General features: G+C 75.6%; 14 protein-coding genes. 4 read left to right on the plus strand and 10 right to left on the minus strand.

Annotated features, from left to right (window positions below; translation table 11 throughout):
* Positions 1–90: 90 nt before the first annotated feature.
* From ABT112_RS25345 to ABT112_RS25360, 4 genes are read right to left on the minus strand one after another with little or no spacing between them, the layout of a single operon-like run.
* On the minus strand, positions 91–1032 hold the full coding sequence (locus tag ABT112_RS25345; protein ID WP_351513258.1) for an ABC transporter substrate-binding protein: 942 nt from the start codon (positions 1030–1032) through the stop codon (positions 91–93).
* A 10-nt stretch (positions 1033–1042) separates the two neighbouring features.
* A complete protein-coding gene (locus ABT112_RS25350; RefSeq protein ID WP_351513260.1) occupies positions 1043–1861 on the minus strand; it encodes an ABC transporter ATP-binding protein in 819 nt (272 codons plus the stop codon).
* A complete protein-coding gene (locus ABT112_RS25355) occupies positions 1858–2922 on the minus strand; it encodes a FecCD family ABC transporter permease (RefSeq protein WP_351513262.1) in 1065 nt (354 codons plus the stop codon). The genes ABT112_RS25350 and ABT112_RS25355 overlap by 4 nt, the downstream gene beginning before the upstream one ends.
* Positions 2919–3947, minus strand: a complete 1029-nt coding sequence (locus ABT112_RS25360) for a FecCD family ABC transporter permease (protein ID WP_351513264.1) — start codon at positions 3945–3947, stop codon at positions 2919–2921. The genes ABT112_RS25355 and ABT112_RS25360 overlap by 4 nt, the downstream gene beginning before the upstream one ends.
* 97 nt (positions 3948–4044) lie before the next feature.
* Between ABT112_RS25360 and ABT112_RS25365 the strand changes: the two genes are divergently transcribed.
* Complete coding sequence (locus tag ABT112_RS25365) at positions 4045–4677, plus strand: HAD family hydrolase (protein WP_351513266.1); 633 nt, start codon at positions 4045–4047, stop codon at positions 4675–4677.
* On the opposite strand, the gene ABT112_RS25370 is transcribed toward ABT112_RS25365, so the two are convergent.
* Complete coding sequence (locus ABT112_RS25370) at positions 4656–4892, minus strand: hypothetical protein (RefSeq protein WP_351513268.1); 237 nt, start codon at positions 4890–4892, stop codon at positions 4656–4658. The genes ABT112_RS25365 and ABT112_RS25370 overlap by 22 nt on opposite strands.
* 169 nt (positions 4893–5061) lie before the next feature.
* Between ABT112_RS25370 and ABT112_RS25375 the strand changes: the two genes are divergently transcribed.
* Positions 5062–5445: a cold-shock protein gene (locus ABT112_RS25375; RefSeq protein WP_351513270.1), complete on the plus strand. Its 384-nt coding sequence runs from the start codon at positions 5062–5064 to the stop codon at positions 5443–5445.
* Between the two features lie 159 nt (positions 5446–5604).
* Here ABT112_RS25375 and ABT112_RS25380 read toward each other — a convergent pair whose 3' ends face one another.
* The 4 genes from ABT112_RS25380 to ABT112_RS25395 are packed head-to-tail and all read right to left on the minus strand — an operon-like array spanning position 5605 to position 9311.
* A complete protein-coding gene (locus ABT112_RS25380; protein ID WP_351513272.1) occupies positions 5605–6492 on the minus strand; it encodes a 1,4-dihydroxy-6-naphtoate synthase in 888 nt (295 codons plus the stop codon).
* The gene (locus tag ABT112_RS25385) at positions 6489–7253 is read right to left on the minus strand and encodes a futalosine hydrolase (RefSeq protein WP_351513274.1); all 765 of its coding nucleotides are present in this window, start codon (positions 7251–7253) and stop codon (positions 6489–6491) included. Before ABT112_RS25385 ends, ABT112_RS25380 begins: the two co-directional genes overlap by 4 nt.
* Before the next feature lie 34 nt (positions 7254–7287).
* A complete protein-coding gene (locus ABT112_RS25390; protein WP_351513276.1) occupies positions 7288–7812 on the minus strand; it encodes a hypothetical protein in 525 nt (174 codons plus the stop codon).
* A 26-nt stretch (positions 7813–7838) separates the two neighbouring features.
* Entirely contained in the window at positions 7839–9311 is a 1473-nt protein-coding gene (locus ABT112_RS25395) for an MFS transporter (protein ID WP_351513278.1), read from the minus strand.
* Between the two features lie 533 nt (positions 9312–9844).
* On the opposite strand from ABT112_RS25395, the gene ABT112_RS25400 reads away from it, so the two are divergent.
* Together ABT112_RS25400 and ABT112_RS25405 are read left to right on the plus strand one after the other, a co-directional pair.
* Positions 9845–10768: a DUF3027 domain-containing protein gene (locus ABT112_RS25400; RefSeq protein ID WP_351513280.1), complete on the plus strand. Its 924-nt coding sequence runs from the start codon at positions 9845–9847 to the stop codon at positions 10766–10768.
* Between the two features lie 268 nt (positions 10769–11036).
* Positions 11037–14417, plus strand: coding sequence for a sacsin N-terminal ATP-binding-like domain-containing protein (locus ABT112_RS25405; RefSeq protein ID WP_351513343.1), 3381 nt, complete (start codon positions 11037–11039; stop codon positions 14415–14417).
* A gap of 49 nt (positions 14418–14466) precedes the next feature.
* On the opposite strand, the gene ABT112_RS25410 is transcribed toward ABT112_RS25405, so the two are convergent.
* Positions 14467–16944 carry a cation-translocating P-type ATPase gene (locus ABT112_RS25410; RefSeq protein WP_351513282.1) on the minus strand — a complete coding sequence of 826 codons (2478 nt, stop codon included), beginning with the start codon at positions 16942–16944 and terminating at the stop codon, positions 14467–14469.
* Between the last annotated feature and the right edge of the window lie 75 nt (positions 16945–17019).

Below are 17019 nucleotides of genomic sequence, written 5' to 3' on the forward strand. Positions count from 1 at the left end.
GGAGAGCGCAGCGGGCTGCGCCGACGACCGACAACGCGGCGAGCGTGCGTGCCGGACACCTCCGGCCAGGCGGGACTTTCGAAACACGCCCTAGCCGAGCCGCTGCCCGAGTTCGTCGAGGATCGTGTCGGCGGCGGTGTAGCCGATGCCCTGGATCCAGGTCTCGTCGTCGACGCGGAAGGACCGCTCGTTCCTGACGGCGGTCATCCGCTTCCACAGGCCGCTGCGCAGGATCCGGGTCTCCTTGGCCTTCTCCGGGTCGCCGTAGGTGGTGTAGAAGACGGCGTCCGCGTCGGCGTCGTCGATCCGCTCGGGGCTGACGTCGTAGGAGAAGCCGTCGGTGGCCCGGTGCACGACGGCGGGGCGGCCGAGGCCGACGTCCTTGAGGACGGTGGCGATGTAGCTCTTCTCGCCGTAGACGCGGGTGTCCGCGCCCTCGACGAAGCGGACGATGTTGACCTCGGTGCGCTTCGCCCGGTCCGGGCCGCCGAGCGCGTCGGTGACCTTGCGGGTGTGGGCCCGGTAGGCGGCGACCGCCTTGGCGGCTGCCTGCTTCTTGCCGAGGGCGGCGGCGTGCACCCGGAAGTTCTCCTTCCAGGGGTAGCCGGTGGTCTCGGTGAGCACGGTCGGGGCGATGGCCTTGAGGCTGGTGTAGTTCTTCGCGTCCCGGGCCTTGTTGCTGAGGATCAGGTCCGGCTTCAGCTTGTTGACGGCCTCCAGGTCGGGGGAGCCGATGGTGCCGACGTTCCTGATGCCGGAGACCTGGTCCTTGCTCAGGTAGCGCAGGAAGCCGGAGCGGGTGCCCGCGTTGGTGGCGCCGACGGGCTTGACGCCGAGGGTGATCGCGGAGTCCAGTTCGGCGGTGTCGAGGACGACGACGCGCTTCGGCGCGACGGGCACCCGCACCTTTCCCATGGCGGTGTTCACGGTGCGGGTCTCGCCCTCGGGGGCGGCGTTCCGCCCCGTGCCGCAGCCGGTGAGAGCGAGGGCGGCGAGGACGGCGGTGGCGGTGAGCGCGCGGGTACGGGACATGGCACACCTTTCAGTGGTGGTCGGGGACGGGCGTGCGGGCCTGCCAGGGCAGGCCGGGGACGACCAGCGGGCTGCCGGTGACGGGGTCGGGGACGACGACCGCGTCGAGGCCGAACACCTCGCGCACCAGCTCCGCCGTGACGATCTCCGCCGGGCCGCCCTGCGCGACGATCCGCCCGGCCTTCATGGCGACGAGATGGTCGGCGTAGCGGGCGGCCTGGTTGAGGTCGTGGAGGACGGCGACGACGGTGCGTCCGCGCTGGTGGTTGAGCTGGCGCAGCAGGTCGAGGACTTCGATCTGGTGGGCGATGTCCAGATAGGTGGTGGGCTCGTCGAGGAGGAGCAGCCCGGTCTCCTGGGCGAGGGCCATGGCGATCCAGACGCGCTGCCGCTGGCCGCCGGAGAGTTCGTCCACGGGACGCTCGGCGAGGTCCGTCACGGCGGTGCGGTCCATGGCGTCGGCGACGGCCCGTTCGTCCTCCGCCGACCACTGCTGCCACCAGCGCTGGTGCGGCTGCCGGCCGCGGGCGACGAGGTCGGCGACCGTGATCGCCTCGGGGGCGGCCGGGGTCTGCGGCAGCAGGCCGAGCTGCTGGGCGACGGTCCGGGTGGGGATGCGGCTGAGGTCCCGGCCGTCCAGCAGGGCCGCGCCGCGGGCGGGCCTGAGCAGCCGGCCGAGGGCGCGCAGCAGGGTGGACTTGCCGCAGGCGTTGGGGCCGACGACGACGGTGACCCGGCCGTCGGGAACGTCCAGGTCCAGGCCCTCGACGACGGTGCGCTGCTCGTAGGCGAGGGTCAGGTCGCGGGCCGTCAGGCGGCTCTCGGTCATGCTGTTCCTCCGGTGCGGCCTCGCAGGACGAGGCGGATCAGATACGGGGCGCCGACCGCGGCGGTCAGCACGCCGACGGGCAGTTCGGTGGGTGACAGCAGGGTCCGGGCCGCCAGGTCGGCCGCGGTCACGATCACCGCGCCGGTCAGCGCCGCGCACACCAGCGGGATCCGGTCCGTCCGGGCCGCGCGACGGGCGATCTGCGGGGCGAGCAGCGCCACGAAGTCCACCGGCCCGGCGGCGGCCGTGGCGACGGAGGCGAGGACGACGCCGAGCGTGGCCAGGCCGAGCCGGGTGCGGCCCAGGCGGGTGCCCAGCGCGGTCGCCGTGTCGTCGTCCAGGGCCACCGCCCGCTGGGCCCGCCCGGCCCACGGCACGGCGGGCAGCAGGAGCAGCAGGACGCAGCCCAGCGGTGCCGCCTCGGACCAGCCACGGCCGTTCAGCGAGCCGGTCATCCACACCTGCGCCTGCTGCGCGACCAGCGGTTCGCCCTTGGTGAGGAAGAGCTGGGTGACCGAGCGCAGGGCGATGGCGAAGCCGATGCCGATGAGGACGAAGCGTCCCGTGTGCAGCCCGCGGCGCCAGGTGAGGGCGTAGACGAGGGCCGCGGTGGCGAGGCCGCCCGCCACCGACAGGGCGGGCAGGGCGACGGTGGAGGTGACCCCGAAGGTCAGGGCGCCGACCGTCAGCGCGCCCGCGCCCTGGCTGACGCCGATGATGTCCGGGCTGGCCAGCGGATTGCGCGCCACGGTCTGGACGAGCGCCCCGGCGAGGCCGAACGCGACGCCGACGAGCAGCCCGGTGACCAGGCGCGGCAGCCGCAGGGTGCCGACGACGAAGGCGTCCGGGGAGGGCAGCCCGGCCAGCACCCGCAGCGCGCCGAGCGGGCCGGCGGTCGTCTCGCCGAGGCAGAGGGAGGCCAGGCAGACGGCGGCCAGCAGCACGGCGAGGGCGCCCGCGGTGCGGGCCGCCCGCCGGTGCAGCAGGAAGGAGGCCGCCCCGGCGCGGACCAGGGTGTGGCCGGCCGGGAGGACGCGCGGGCGCTGGGCGGTGCCGGTCATGCGGTCACCGTCCGGCGGCGCACCAGGACGACCAGGAACGGCACCCCGGCCAGGGCCGTCATCACCCCGGCGGGCACTTCCGAGGGCGGGAAGACCAGCCGGCCGAGGACGTCCGGGACCAGCAGCAGCACCGGGCCGGTCAGCGCGGCCATCGGCAGCACCCAGCGGTGGGCGGTGCCGACGGCGGCGCGGGCCAGGTGCGGTACGGCGAGGCCGATGAAGGCGATCGGCCCGGCCGCCGCGACGCCCACCCCGGTGAGGACGGTCGCGCCGAGCCCGCCGACGATCCGCAGCGCGGCGACGTTCTGCCCCAGGCCGCGCGCCAGGTCCTCGCCGAGGGCGAGGGCGTCCAGCCCGCGGGCGACGGAGAGCACCAGCACCGCGCCGAGCACCAGGAACGGCCAGACCTGGCCGATGACGTCGGCGCCGCGGCCGGAGAGCGAACCGACCTGCCAGAAGCGGTACTCGTCGAGGGTGGCGGCGTCGGTGGTCAGCACCGCGTGGATGACGGAGACCAGCAGGGCGTTCACCGCCGCCCCGGCCAGGGCGAGTTTCACCGGGGTCGCCCCGCCGCGCCCGCCCGCCGCGACCGCGTACATGGCGACCGCCGCCAGCCCCGCGCCCAGGAAGGCGTACCCCACGTAGCCGCTCGGGCCGTGCACCCCGGCGAACGCGATGGCCAGCACCACGCTCGCGGACGCGCCCTGGCTGATGCCGAGGATGCCCGGGTCGGCGATCGGATTGCGGGTGAGGCCCTGGAGCACCGTGCCGGCGAGGGCGAGCGCCGCGCCGACCAGCACCCCGGTGACGGTGCGGGGTAACCGCAGGGACCGTACGACCTCGGCGGCGTCGCCGGAGCCGCCGTGCAGCAGCGCGTCCAGGACGGCCGACGGGGCGAGGGGCCGGGCGCCGACGGACAGGCTGAGCAGGACCGACAGCAGCAGGGCGGCCGTGGCCGCGGCCAGCCACCCGATACGGCGTCCGGCCGGGGTGCGTCCGGGCTGACCGGGCGGGGCGGCGGGCATCGGTTCCTCTCGGATCCGGCGGGCCCGGCGCGGCGGACCGCCTGTGAGGTTAGGGGACCCTAAGCCTAGGGGGTGGTTCCGCAGGGGTGACGGCACAATGGCTGCCATGCCCACGCACCCCCTGACGGTCGGCTTCGACCTCGACATGACCCTCATCGACTCCCGCCCCGGGATCAAGGCCGCCTACCTCGCGCTGGCCGCCGAGACCGGGACGCACATCGACGCGGACCTCGCGATCACCCGGCTCGGTCCGCCGCTGGAGGAGGAGCTGGCGAACTGGTTCCCGGACGACCGGATCCCGGTCATGGCCGACCGGTACCGCGCGATCTACCCGGACCACGCGATCGCCCCGACCCTCGCGCTGTCCGGCGCGGGGGACGCCATAGCCGCCGTGCGCGGCGGGGGCGGCCGGGCGATCGTGGTCACCGCCAAGCACCAGCCCAACGCCGAACTGCACCTGAAGCACCTCGGCATCGACGCCGACGCGGTCATCGGGTGGCTGTGGGCGGAGGCCAAGGCGGAGGCGCTGCGCGAGCACGGCGCGGCCGTCTACGTCGGGGACCACACCGGCGACATCCGGGGCGCCCGGGCCGCGGGCGCGCTGTCCGTGGCCGTCGCCACCGGCCCGTTCGGGGAGGACGAACTCCGCGCCGCCGGCGCGGACGTGGTCCTGCCGGACCTCACCGCGTTCCCGGCGTGGCTGGAGGGCTACCGGGCCGAGCGGGCCTGACGGCGCCCGGCGGCCATCGACCGCAGCACCCCGGCGCCGGCGATCACGAAGCCGGCGCCCATCAGCATGCACACGAAGTACGCGGGCGCGGGCAGTGGATCCGCGCCCAGGAACAGCGGAGCCATGGTGGCGACGGTGGCGAGGGCGCCGACGAGGAACACGATCGCGCCGATCCGGACCAGCCGGTCACCCGCGGAGGAAGGAGTACCGCTCATGGGACCAGGGTAGATCGGCGTCAGGAGCGCTGAGGAACCACCCGGCGACATCTTGTCACCAGGCACGGGACCATTAGCCTTGGACATGGCGGGTCTCACGGCCCGCATCTGTGCTATTCAGAGCTGTTTTGTGTGTGTTTCCCCGACGAGTACGAGGACGAGGACGGACGTGCCTACCGGCAAGGTCAAGTGGTTCAACAGTGAGAAGGGCTTCGGCTTTCTCTCCCGCGACGACGGCGGCGACGTCTTCGTGCACTCCTCCGTGCTCCCGCCCGGCGTGGACACCCTCAAGCCGGGACAGCGCGTCGAGTTCGGCGTGGTGGCGGGCAACCGCGGGGATCAGGCGCTGTCGGTGAGCGTGCTCGACCCGGCGCCCTCCATCGCCGCCGCACAGCGCCGCAAACCGGATGAACTGGCCTCGATCGTCCAGGACCTGACCACCCTGCTGGAGAGCGTCTCCCAGCAGCTCGAGCGGGGCCGCTACCCGGACAAGGCGCACGGCAACAAGATCGCCGGCATGCTCCGGGCGGTCGCCGACCAGCTGGACGTCTGAGCGCCCCGACGACGACGTGAGGTGCGTGGACCGGTCCCGTGGGGGCCGGTCCACGGTGTCGTTCCGGAGCCGTTTCCCGGCTGCCCTTTCCCGGTAGCCGCTTTCCCGGCCGTCCTTCCCGGCAGCCGCTGTCCGGCCGCCCGCTGCGGCCGGGACCGGTCAGTCGGCGGAAGGGCGGGCGAAGTCCAGCGCGTCCGGGCCGAGCGGCGGCACCAGCCCCTCGGCCGCCGCGCGGGTGAGCAGTCCGCGCACGGCGGCGTAGCCGTCCTCGCCGAGACCGGCGGTGAACTCGTTGACGTACAGCCCGATGTGCCGGTCGGCCACGGACGGGTCCATCTCCTGGGCGTGCTCCAGGACGTAACCGCGGGACGCCTCCGGGTCGGCCCACGCCATCCGCACCGAGGCCCGCGCGGCCTCGGCCAGTTCGCGCAGCCGCTCCTCGCCCAGCGACCGCTTGGCGACGATGGCGCCGAGCGGGATCGGCAGCCCGGTGGTGGCCTCCCAGTGCTCGCCCATGTCGGCGAGCCGGTGGAGCCCGTAGTCGGGGTAGGTGAAGCGGGCCTCGTGGATGACGAGTCCGGCGTCGACCTTGCCGTCCCGCACGGCGGGCATGATCTCGTGGAACGGCAGGACGACGACGTCCCCGACCCCGCCGGGCACCTCCGTCGCCGCCCACAGCCGGAACAGCAGATAGGCGGTGGACCGCTCGCTCGGCACGGCGACGGTCCGGCCCGCGAGCGCCGGCGGCCCGGCCGCGCCGCCGTCTTCGCCGTCCGGGGCCCGGGTCAGCACCAGCGGCCCGCAGCCCCGGCCGAGCGCGCCGCCGCACGGCAGCAGCGCGTAGTCGTCGAGGATCCACGGCAGGACCGCGTACGACACCTTGAGCACGTCCAGTTCGCCGCGCTCGGCCATGCCGTTGGTGAGGTCGATGTCGGCGAAGGTCACGTCCAGCTCGGGCGCCCCGGGGACGAGGCCGTGGGCCCAGGCGTGGAAGACGAAGGTGTCGTTCGGGCACGGCGAGTACGCGATCCGCAGTGCTTCGCTCATGAGACGGGCCCCTCCCAGGTGTGGAGTACGGACACGAGGGCGCCGCAGGCGCCGGAGAGCGCGGTCAGCGCCGGGCCGATCCGCCAGGCGGCGCGGTCCCGCGGACCCACCGGGTTGGAGACGGCCCGGAGCTCCAGGACCGGCAGGCCCTGCGCGGCGGCGGCCTCGGCGACCCCGAAGCCCTCCATCGCCTCCGCCGCGGCACCGGGATACCGGGCGGCCAGCTCGGCGGCGCGCGCGGCGCTGCCGGTGACGGTCGACACGGTCAGCACCGGGCCGGACGCGGCGGACGCCGCGGCGGCCAGGGCGCGGGAGAGCGCGGCGGGCGGCCGGTGGGCACTGGTGCCGAAGCCCAGCTCGGTGACGGGCAGGAAGCCCTCCGGGGTCTCGGCCCCGAGGTCGGCGGCGACGATCGTGTCGGCCACCACCACCGAGCCGACGGGCGCGGTCCCGGCGAACCCGCCCCCGATCCCGGCGGAGACCACCAGGCCGTAGGGGCGGCCGTGCAGCGCGCCGGCCATGACGGCACCGGCCGTCGCGGCGGCGGACGCGCCCGGACCGACCCCGCCCGCGAGGACGTCCACGACGAGCCCCGGGGCGCTGCCGTCCGCGGCCGGGCACGGCACCCGCAGCAGGGTGCGGCCCGGCAGCGGCACCGACTCGGGGGCGCCGGAGACGTCCGGCGCGGGGTGCGCTCCGCGGAGGCCGGCCGTGACGGCCTCGGACTCCGCCGGCACGGCGGTGACGACGAGGACGCGCATCAGGCTGTGCCCTTCGGCCGGGGAGAGGCGTCCGTCAGGAGGACTTCCGGTTCAGGGTGAACTGCCAGGCGCCCTTGGCCTTGCCGCCCTTGCCCACCTCGATGATCGCGACCTGCGCGGTCTTCGGAGCCGCCGCGGCACCCGTGGGGCTCTGCTGCGGGGCGAAGATCTGGTCGAAGTCGAAGCTCCGGTAGGTGTCCTTGCTGGCCTCGGACATCGTGCCCTGGCCGTTGACCACCATGGCCCAGCCGGACTCGGCGACGTCGGGGTCGACACCGACGCTGATCCGCTGGCCCTCGGTGACCGTGAGCTTCTTGTCGGACTTGGCGCTGATGCAGTGGCGCAGGTCCTTCGGGGAGAGCGCCTTGCCGTCGTTGTAGCAGGCGGCTTCGCTGTGCACCGACTCCGAGCCCACCGTGACGGTGGCGAGCGGGGTCGGCTTCTCGCAGGCGGAGAGGGCCACGAGCCCGAAGGCCGCAGCGCCGACGGCGGCGACGGTGCGCACGGTCCGGCCCGTGGTCTGCATCGAAAGGCGGCTCCGCCGCGTGGCAATGCTCATGCGCGAAGGCTATCGGGCCGCTCTCCTCACGCCACGCGGGGGTGCGGCGTGCCGCGCCGCGCGGCCGCGAGCAGCCCCCGGACGGTGACGATCACCCCCGCGGCGACCATCGCGGACGCCACGGCCATCCCGAACACGCCGTTCAGCGGCAACGAGATGCCGATCGCGCCGCCCACCACCCAGGACATCTGGAGCAGCGTCTCGGAGCGGGCGAACGCCGAGGTCCGCACCTCCTCCGGCACGTCCCGCTGGATCAGCGCGTCCAGCGACAGCTTGGACAGCGCCTGGGTGAAGCCCGCCGTCGCGGTGACCACGGCCAGCGTCACCGGGTTGAAGAACACGGCGGCGGTGACAGTCGCGCCCAGCGCCAGCCCCAGCACCGTCGCGATGATCACTTCCGGTCCGCGGGCCTTCAGCCACGCCCCGACGGCGGTGCCCAGGGCGTTCCCGGTGCCCGCCGCGACGCCCACCAGCCCCAGCGAGAAGGCGGCGCTCAGCCCGCCCAGCGGGTGCTCGCGCAGCAGGAACGCCAGGAAGAAGATCAGGAATCCGGACAGCGCCCGGTGGGTGGCGTTCGCCTGCAGACCGTGCAGCACGGACGGCCCGACGGTGCGCAGCCCCGGCCGCCGGGGCCTCGGCTCCGCACCCCGGCCGCGGCGCAGCCGGGCCAGGACGAGCGGGCCGTGGCGGACCCGGGTCGCCCCCGCGCCCACCACCCCCGGCTCGTGGTCCTCGCCGGCGCCCGGGGCGCGCCCGTGGGCGTGGGTGAGGAAGCGGGCCTTCGCCTCGCCCTTCGCCGAGTCCACCTTGTGCGGCAGCGTGAACGCCAGGAAGGCGCCCAGCGAGAACACCGCGCAGGCCCCGTACAACGGCCAGGTGGGGCCGATCGCCTGGAGCCCGGCGCCGATGGGCGCCGCCACCCCGGTGGCCAGCAGGCCCGCCAGGGTGACCCGGGAGTTCGCCTTGACCAGCGCGAACCGGGGCGGCAGCAGCCGCGGCACCACGGCGCTGCGCACCACGCCGTACGCCTTGGACGCCACCAGCACCCCGAGCGCCGCCGGATACAGCTCCAGGCCGCCGGTCGCGACGGCGCCGGACATGGTGAGCGCGAGCACCGCCCGGGTCAGCATCGAGCCGGCCATCGCGGCGCGGCGGCCGTGCGGCAGCCGGTCGAGCAGCGGGCCGACGACCGGGGCCAGCAGCACGAACGGGGCCATGGTGACGGCGAGATAGAGCGCGACGCGCCCCCGCGCCTCGTCGGTGGGGACCGAGAAGAAGACGGTGGACGCCAGGGCGACGGTGATCATCATGTCCCCGGCGGCGTTCACCGCGTGCAGTTCGATCAGCTTGCCGAGGCCGGACTCGCCCGCGCCGTGCGCATGGGTGGCGCGCCGGATGCCGCGGGCCGTGGCGGTGAACGGCAGATGCAGGGCCCGGCCGACCGCCGCGCCCACGCGGCGGAGCGGACCCCTGCCGTCGGACGACCAGTCGGCTGCCACTCCGTCATACTGCCCCGACTCGGCGTTCCCAGACCGCCGGTGCCCGGACGCCGCCGGGTCTTTCCGCCGGACGGCGGCGCGGATGCGGACTCCTGGCGGGACGAAGTCGGGGGAGGGTGGGACCGGAGCCCCCGATGGGGGTAGCGTGCGCAGTGCTGTGACCGGGAAGGTTCACCGGCTCGCGGCGTCCGCTACGACACCTGACCCCGTCCCGGCGTCGCTCGCTTCGCCCGGTACGAGGGGGTTCACCCCGGTACACCCCGGCCGCCGGCCGGGAGGTGCCCGGACGCCGTGAGATCCCGGTAGACCTTCCCGGTCACAGCATCAGCGCGCCAACGGCGGTCGTTCTTGGCCGCGCGCCTGTCCGCGATCCCGCAGAATGGGGAGAACAGGTGCGCCCAGGCCGATCGGGCGCGGACGTCGACGCGGTCCTCAGGTCCGCTCCGCCCGTGCCCCTCGGTTCCGCGGCCGGTCCGTCCGGCGCACTCGTCAGACGGCGTAGGAGAGAATCGATTCTTGTGAGTGCTGCGACGATGCGAAGCCGTACCCCAGACCGCCTGTGCGCCGAGGCGGTCGACCTCGCCCTTGCCGCGGCCGTGGAGGCCGCCGGAGAGGACTCCGTGGGCGAGCACCTCGGTGTCGTCGCGGACGGCGACCGCGTGGTCACGCACTTCTTCGCCTGCCGGGAACCGGCGTACCGGGGCTGGCGCTGGGCGGTGACGGTCGCCCGCGCCTCGCGCGCCAAGTCCGTCACGCTCGACGAAACGGTGCTGCTGCCCGGCTCCGACGCCCTGCTGGCACCGGAGTGGGTGCCGTGGAGCGAGCGGCTCCGGCCCGGCGACCTGGGCCCCGGCGACCTGCTGCCGACCGAGGCGGAGGATCTGCGGCTGGAGCCCGGCTTCTCCGGCGAGGACGCCCCGCCGCCCAACTCCGTGGTCTCCGAGGAGCAGGCGCGCGAGGCGGCCGAGCCCGCCGCGCCGGAAGCGGCCGCGGCCGACGGGGCGGCGGCCACCGCGGCGCCGCCGGTCGTCCCGCCGGCCCGGGGCAGCATCTCGGCCGTCGCCGAGGAGCTCGGCATGCGGCGGGCACGGGTCCTCTCCCGCTACGGCCTGCACACCGCGGCGGACCGCTGGGACGAGGCGTACGGCGCCAAGACGCCGATGGCGCAGGCCGCGCCCGCCTCCTGTTCGACCTGCGCGTTCCTGGTGCCGCTCGCCGGTTCGCTGCGGCAGGCGTTCGGGGTGTGCGCCAACGAGTTCGCGCCCGCCGACGGCCGGGTGGTCTCCCTCTCGTACGGCTGCGGCGCCCACTCGGAGGCCGCGGTGATGCCGCAGCCGTCGCGCCCCGCGCCGCCGGTGATCGACGAGACCAAGGTCGACCCGATGCCGCTGCATCCGGAGCGGGCGGGCGGCTCGGTGGAGGAGACCGCTCCGGAGGAAGAACTCGGCCACTCCTGAGGGGCGGCGGGGCCCGCCCGGGGCCGGGGGACCGACCCGTCCGCCGCCCCGGTGCCGTCATCGGCCGAGCCCGCCACCGGCCGAGCCCGCCACCGGCCGTGTCGCCGTAGGCCGTACGGTCACCGCCCCGAGCCGCCGCTTCCGGCCGCCGTGGCGCGTCCGGGATGACCGGCAGGGGGTGCGGACGCCCTTCCGGCCCGGATAGCGGTACGTTCGGCGCTGACAGTCGGTGGTCCGGGAGAGGGAGCGACACGTGGGCGGCACGGCGATGGTGCAGGCGACGGACGACGGGGCGGACCCCTTCGGGACGGCGCGGCTGCGACGCGGTGTGCTGGACGCGTGGGCCGCCTCGCCCGCCCGGTTCCGGGAGGACGCCAACGCCGAGGAGGACCTGGTCCTCGGCGGCTACCGCGACCGGCTGGTCGTCGAACTGGCCCAGAACGCCGCCGACGCCGCCGCCCGCGCCGGGGTGCCCGGCCGGCTCCGGCTGACGCTCCGCCCCGCCGAGGGCGACGCCCCCGCCGTGCTCGCCGCCGCCAACACCGGCGCCCCGCTCGACGCCGCGGGTGTGGAGTCGCTGTCCACCCTGCGGGCCTCGGCCAAGCGGGACACGGACGACCCGGCCCGCTCCGTCGGCCGGTTCGGCGTCGGCTTCTCGGCGGTGCTCGCGGTCAGCGACGAGCCGGCCGTCGTCGGCCGGACCGGAGGCGTGCGCTGGTCCCTCGCCGAGGCGCGGGAATTCGCGGCGCGGGCCGCGGCCGCCGGGCCCGGCCTCGGCGACGAACTGCGCCGCCGCGACGGCCATGTGCCGCTGCTGCGGCTGCCGATGCCCGCGGAGGGGAGCGCGCCCGTCGGCTACGACACGGCCGTGGTCCTGCCGCTGCGCGACGGCGCCGCCGCCGACCTCGCGGCCCGGCTGCTCGCCGGGATCGACGACGCGACCCTGCTCACCCTCCCGGGCCTGTCCGAGATCGTCACGGAAACCCCCGACGGGGTACGGACGCTGACGAGCCGTCGGGACGGCCCGTACGTGGTGATCGAGGACAGCTCCGATTCCGGAGCGGCGCGGACCACGCGCTGGCGCACCGCCGCCGCCGGCGGCCGGCTGGACGAGAAGCTCCTCGCCGACCGGCCCCTGGAGGAACGGCTGCGCCCCGCCTGGTCCGTGACCTGGGCGGTGCCCGTCGACGACGCGGCGGACGGCGCACCGGCCCGGCCCGGCACCGCCCCCGTGGTGCACGCGCCCACCCCCACCGACGAGCCCCTCGGCCTGCCCGCCCTGCTCATCGCCTCCCTGCCGCTGGAGCCGACCCGCCGGCACGCCGCGCCCGGACCGCTCACCGACTTCCTGGTGGAGCGGGCCGCCGAGGCGTACGCGGAGCTGCTGCGGGACTGGCACCCCGTCGGCACCGGCACCATCGACCTGGTGCCGGGCCCGCTCGGCAGCGGCGAGCTCGACAGCCGGCTCCGGGACTCCGTGCTGCGGCTGCTGCCGAGCGTCCCGTTCCTGCCCAGCGCGGCGCCGCCCGCCCCGGACGCGGAGGAGGACGGTCCCGCCGGTGCCTGGGACGCCGCCGACCTGCGGCCCGAGGAGCGCGGCACCCGGCACACCGACTGGGACGGGGAAGTGCCCGGCGGCCCGTGCGCCGCGGTGCACGCGCTGCGCGCCACCGGTGCCGAGATCGTCGAGGGCGCCGGGGACGCCACGGTGCGCGTCCTCGCCGAGCTGTTCCCCAGCCTGCTGCCCGCCGGTCTGGAACGGCGCCCCGAACTGCGGGCGCTCGGGGTCGCCCGGGTGCCGCTGGGCGAGGCCATCGACCGGCTCGCCGGCGTCGAGCGCGCCCCCGCCTGGTGGCGGCGGCTCTACGACAGCCTCGCCGGCACCGACCCGGACCGGCTCAGCGGCCTGCCCGTGCCGCTGGCCGACGGCCGGACCACCATCGGCCCCCGGCAGGTGCTGCTGCCGCTGCCGGGCGCCGACGACAGCGCCGCGGAACAGCACCGTCCGGACCTCGCCGACGTGGTCGTCGGCGCGACCCGGATCCCCGCCTCCGGCGCCCCGGCCGATGCCTCCGGCGCCCCGGCCGACGCCTCCGCGGCCGGGCCGACCAGCGCGGCCACCCTCGCCCGGCTCGGTCTGAAGGTCGCTCACCCCGACGCCGCCCACCCGCTCCTGGAGAAGCTGGGCGCCACCCCGGCCACCCCGCGCGCCGTGCTCACCACCGCGCAGGTGCGGGCCGCCGTCGCCGGGTCGCTCGACAGCGGGGAGATCTGGGACGAGGACGCCCTGGACGCCGAGGAGCTGGCCGAGGCCGTGCTCGGGCTCGTCCGGGACGCCCGGCTCGAACCGGGCGACGAGCCCTGGCTGGCGGCGCTCGCGCTCCCCGACGACGAGGGCGAGCCGGCCCCGGCCGGTGAACTCGTCCTCCCCGGCAGCCCGTTCGAGCAGATCATCCGGGAGGGGGAGCTGGCGGCCTGCGATGCGGAGCTGGCCGAGCGCTGGGGCGAACAGCCGCTCACCGCCGTCGGGGTGCTGGCGAACTTCGCCCTGGTCAGGGCCACGGACGTGGTGCTCGACCCGGATGAACTGGACCCCCGCGACGGCGACTTCGCCGAGCCCGACGACGCCGGGCTGCTGGACTCCGTGGACGTCTGGTGCGAGGACGTGCTCGACCGGCTGCCGGACACCCCGGTGCCGCCCGTCGCCACCGAGATCGTCGCCGTCCGCGACCTGGACCTGGTCGACGACGACGCCTGGCCGCAGGCGCTCGCCCTGCTCGCGCAGCCGCCGCTGCGGGACGCGCTGACCGCGCCCGTGCGGGTGCTGCTGCCGGACGGCACGACCGAGTCCGTCCGCCCGTACACCGCCTGGTGGCTCCGCGGCCACCCGGTGCTGGACGGCCGCCGCCCGGCCGGGCTCCGGGCCGCGGGCGGGGACCCGCTGCTCGCCGGGCTCTACGAGGCGGCCGACGCGCACGGCTTCGAGGACGAGCAGGTGCTGCGCGCCCTGGGCGTCCGCACCTCCGTCGGGGCGCTGCTCGACGAGCCGGGCGGCGCCGCCGAACTGCTCGCCCGGCTCGCCGACCCGGACCGCCCGGTGACCGCCGTCCAGCTGCACGCCCTGTACAGCGCGCTCGCCGGCCTCGACCCGGAGCAGGTCACGCTCCCGGACGAGCTGCGGGCCGTGGTGGACGGCGAGGTGCGGGTCGTGGACGCGGCCGACGCGCTGGTCGCCGACGCCCCCGACCTGCTGCCGCTCGCCGCGGGCCGGGCGCTGCTGCCGGTCCGGCCGACCCGGGCGGCGGACCTGGCGGAGCTGTTGCAGGTCTCGCGGCTGAGCGAGGCGTACGAGGGCCGGGTCGACTCCGGGGAGGGCGAGACCCACGAGGTCCCCGAGGCGGTGCGCACCCTGCTCGGCCCGGCGACCCCCGAGAGCTACGTCGAGCACGAGGAACTGCTGGTCGACGGCGTGGAGGCGGACTGGCGGCACACCCCGGACGGGGTGCTGCACGCGGCGACGCTGGAGGGCGTGGCGGCGGGCCTGGCCTGGGCGGCGGGCGAGTGGCCGCGCCGGTTCGAGGTGGCGGCGCTGCTGGAGGACCCGTCGCGGACGGAGGAACTGGCGCGGGACCGCTGGTTCGACCGGTAGCGCAGGCCGCGGAGGCGGCGCGGCGCGCGAGCGCCGCCCGCCGCCCGGCTCAGTCCGGAAGCTTGCGGCGGACCACCCACCAGGCCGCCTCCAGCGCCACCGCCGCCAGTGCCGCGATCCCGACGGCGGTCCAGGGCATCGCCGTGCCGACCAGCTTCAGCTGGAAGAACGTCTGCAGCCACGGCGTGATGATCACGACCAGGAAGCCCGCGGCCATCGCGAGCACCAGAACCACCCGCCACCAGGTGTACGGCCGGGCGATGATCACCAGCACCCACAGCGCGATCAGGAACAGCGTCAGCGTCGCCGTGCTGGTCTCGGCGGGCAGGGCGTCCGGGCCGGTGTAGTAGTGCCGGGCCAGCAGATACGTGGCGAAGGTGGCCGCCCCGGCGATCAGCCCCGCGGGCACCGCGTACCGCATCACCCGCCGCACGAAGTGCGGCTTGGCCCGCTCCCGGTTCGGGGCGAGGGCCAGGAAGAACGCCGGGACGCCGATGGTGAGCGTTGACAGCAGCGTCAGATGCCGGGGGAGGAACGGGTACGGCACCTGGGAGCAGATCACCAGGATCGCCAGCAGCACCGAGTACACGGTCTTGGTGAGGAACAGGGTCGCGACCCGGGTGATGTTGCCGATCACCCGGCGGCCCTCGGCCACCACCGACGGCAGCGTCGCGAAGCTGTTGTTCAGCAGCACGATCTGCGCGACTGCCCGGGTCGCCTCGGAGCCGGAGCCCATGGAGACCCCGATGTCGGCGTCCTTCAGGGCCAGCACGTCGTTCACCCCGTCGCCGGTCATCGCCACCGTGTGCCCGTTCGACTGGAGCGCGCCCACCATGTCCCGCTTCTGCTGCGGGGTGACCCGGCCGAAGACGGTGCCGTCGTCGAGCGCCCCGGCCATCCGGTCCGTCTCCCCGGGCAGCTCGCGGGCGTCCACCGGGGCGTCGGCGCCGGGCAGGCCCAGCTTCCCGGCCACCGCGCCCACCGACACCGCGTTGTCCCCGGAGATCACCTTCGCGTCGACCCGTTGATCGGCGAAGTAGCGCAGGGTGTCCCCGGCGTCGGGCCGCAGCCGCTGCTCCAGGACGACCAGCGCGCCGGGCACCACGTCCCGGGCGGCCTCCGGGTCGTCCGGCTCCCGCTCGGAGCGGGCCAGCAGCAGCACCCGCAGGCCCTGGGCGTCGAGCCGCCCGGTGTCGGCGAGCACCGGGTCACCGGCGGGCAGCAGCACATCGGGCGCCCCCAGCAGCCAGGTGCCGGTCCGCCCGTTCTCCTCGCGGAAGCGGGCGGCGCTGTACTTGCGGGCGGAGGAGAACGGCAGCGCCCCGGTGCAGCGCCAGCCGTGCCCGTCCGGGTAGGCCTCGGCGATGGCCCGGAGGCTGGCGTTGGGCCGCGGGTCGGAGGCGCCGAGCGCGCCGAGCGCCCGCCGCAGGTACTCCTCGTCCTCGCCGCCCAGCGGCCGGAGCGCCGCGACGTCCATCCCGCCCTCGGTGAGGGTGCCGGTCTTGTCCAGGCAGACCACGTCGACCCGGGCCAGCCCCTCGATCGCGGGCAGCTCCTGGACCAGGCACTGCTTCCGCCCCAGCCGGACCACCCCGATCGCGAACGCCACCGAGGTGAGCAGCACCAGGCCCTCCGGGACCATCGGCACGATGCCCGCCACCATCCGGCGCACGGCCTCCCGCCAGTCGTGCTCCTCGACGACGCTCTGGCTGATGATCAGGCCGATCGCGGTCGGCACCATCATCCAGGTGACGTAGGTGAGGATCCGGTTGATGCCGCTGCGCAGCTCGGAGGAGACCAGGGTGAAGCGGGACGCCTCCTCGGCGAGCTGGGCGGCGTAGGCCTCGCGGCCGACCCGGGTGGCGGTGAACGCCCCGCCGCCCGCGACCACGAAACTGCCCGACATCACCCGGTCCCCGGGGTGCTTGAGCACGGGGTCGGCCTCACCGGTGAGCAGCGACTCGTCGATCTCCAGACCGTCGGCCTCGGCCACCACGCCGTCCACGACCGCCTTGTCGCCGGGGCCGAGCTCGACGAGGTCCCCCAGCACGATGGCCGCGGTGGCGATGGGGGTGGAGGCGCCGTCCCGGCGGACGACGGGCCGGGCCTCGCCGATCACGGCCAGGTGGTCGAGGGTCCGCTTGGCGCGGAGCTCCTGGACGATGCCGATCGCCGTGTTGGCCACGATGACGAAGCCGAAGAGGCCGTCCTGGATCGGGCCCACCACCAGGATGATCAGGAACAGCGTGCCGATGATCGCGTTGAACCGGGTGAACACATTGGCCCGGACGATCTCCGCGGCGGACCGGGAGGAGCGCACCGGGACGTCGTTGACCTCGCCGCGCGCCACCCGTTCGGCGACCTCGGCGGCGGTCAGTCCGCGCGCGGAACCGGCCGGGCGCCCGGTGCCGGGCGGGGAGACGGGGTGGACGGGGTCGAGTTCCGGCCCCGCGTCGATGGCCTGCCGCGCCCCCGGGCCCCCGGACGGCTCCGGACGCGCACTGCCGGTCGGCGACCGCTCGGTCATGGTTACGACCGTACGGGGGGAACGGGCCCTTCACCCTTCGGAGGGCTGCGGAAGGGTGCCTGCCGCCCCGGGCCG

The organism is Streptomyces sp. NPDC002055, from assembly GCF_040296705.1.
Lineage (GTDB): Bacteria > Actinomycetota > Actinomycetes > Streptomycetales > Streptomycetaceae > Streptomyces.

What these genes read in the sequence shown, in the direction of transcription:
- ABT112_RS25370 (WP_351513268.1), bottom strand. Translation starts at nt 4,892, where the DNA reads ATGAGCGGTACTCCTTCCTCCGCGGGTGACCGGCTGGTCCGGATCGGC.
- ABT112_RS25405 (WP_351513343.1), top strand. Translation starts at nt 11,037, where the DNA reads ATGGTGCAGGCGACGGACGACGGGGCGGACCCCTTCGGGACGGCGCGG.
- ABT112_RS25410 (WP_351513282.1), bottom strand. Translation starts at nt 16,944, where the DNA reads ATGACCGAGCGGTCGCCGACCGGCAGTGCGCGTCCGGAGCCGTCCGGG.
- ABT112_RS25350 (WP_351513260.1), bottom strand. Translation starts at nt 1,861, where the DNA reads ATGACCGAGAGCCGCCTGACGGCCCGCGACCTGACCCTCGCCTACGAG.
- ABT112_RS25380 (WP_351513272.1), bottom strand. Translation starts at nt 6,492, where the DNA reads ATGAGCGAAGCACTGCGGATCGCGTACTCGCCGTGCCCGAACGACACC.
- ABT112_RS25355 (WP_351513262.1), bottom strand. Translation starts at nt 2,922, where the DNA reads ATGACCGGCACCGCCCAGCGCCCGCGCGTCCTCCCGGCCGGCCACACC.
- ABT112_RS25365 (WP_351513266.1), top strand. Translation starts at nt 4,045, where the DNA reads ATGGCTGCCATGCCCACGCACCCCCTGACGGTCGGCTTCGACCTCGAC.
- ABT112_RS25385 (WP_351513274.1), bottom strand. Translation starts at nt 7,253, where the DNA reads ATGCGCGTCCTCGTCGTCACCGCCGTGCCGGCGGAGTCCGAGGCCGTC.
- ABT112_RS25390 (WP_351513276.1), bottom strand. Translation starts at nt 7,812, where the DNA reads ATGAGCATTGCCACGCGGCGGAGCCGCCTTTCGATGCAGACCACGGGC.
- ABT112_RS25360 (WP_351513264.1), bottom strand. Translation starts at nt 3,947, where the DNA reads ATGCCCGCCGCCCCGCCCGGTCAGCCCGGACGCACCCCGGCCGGACGC.
- ABT112_RS25345 (WP_351513258.1), bottom strand. Translation starts at nt 1,032, where the DNA reads ATGTCCCGTACCCGCGCGCTCACCGCCACCGCCGTCCTCGCCGCCCTC.
- ABT112_RS25400 (WP_351513280.1), top strand. Translation starts at nt 9,845, where the DNA reads ATGCGAAGCCGTACCCCAGACCGCCTGTGCGCCGAGGCGGTCGACCTC.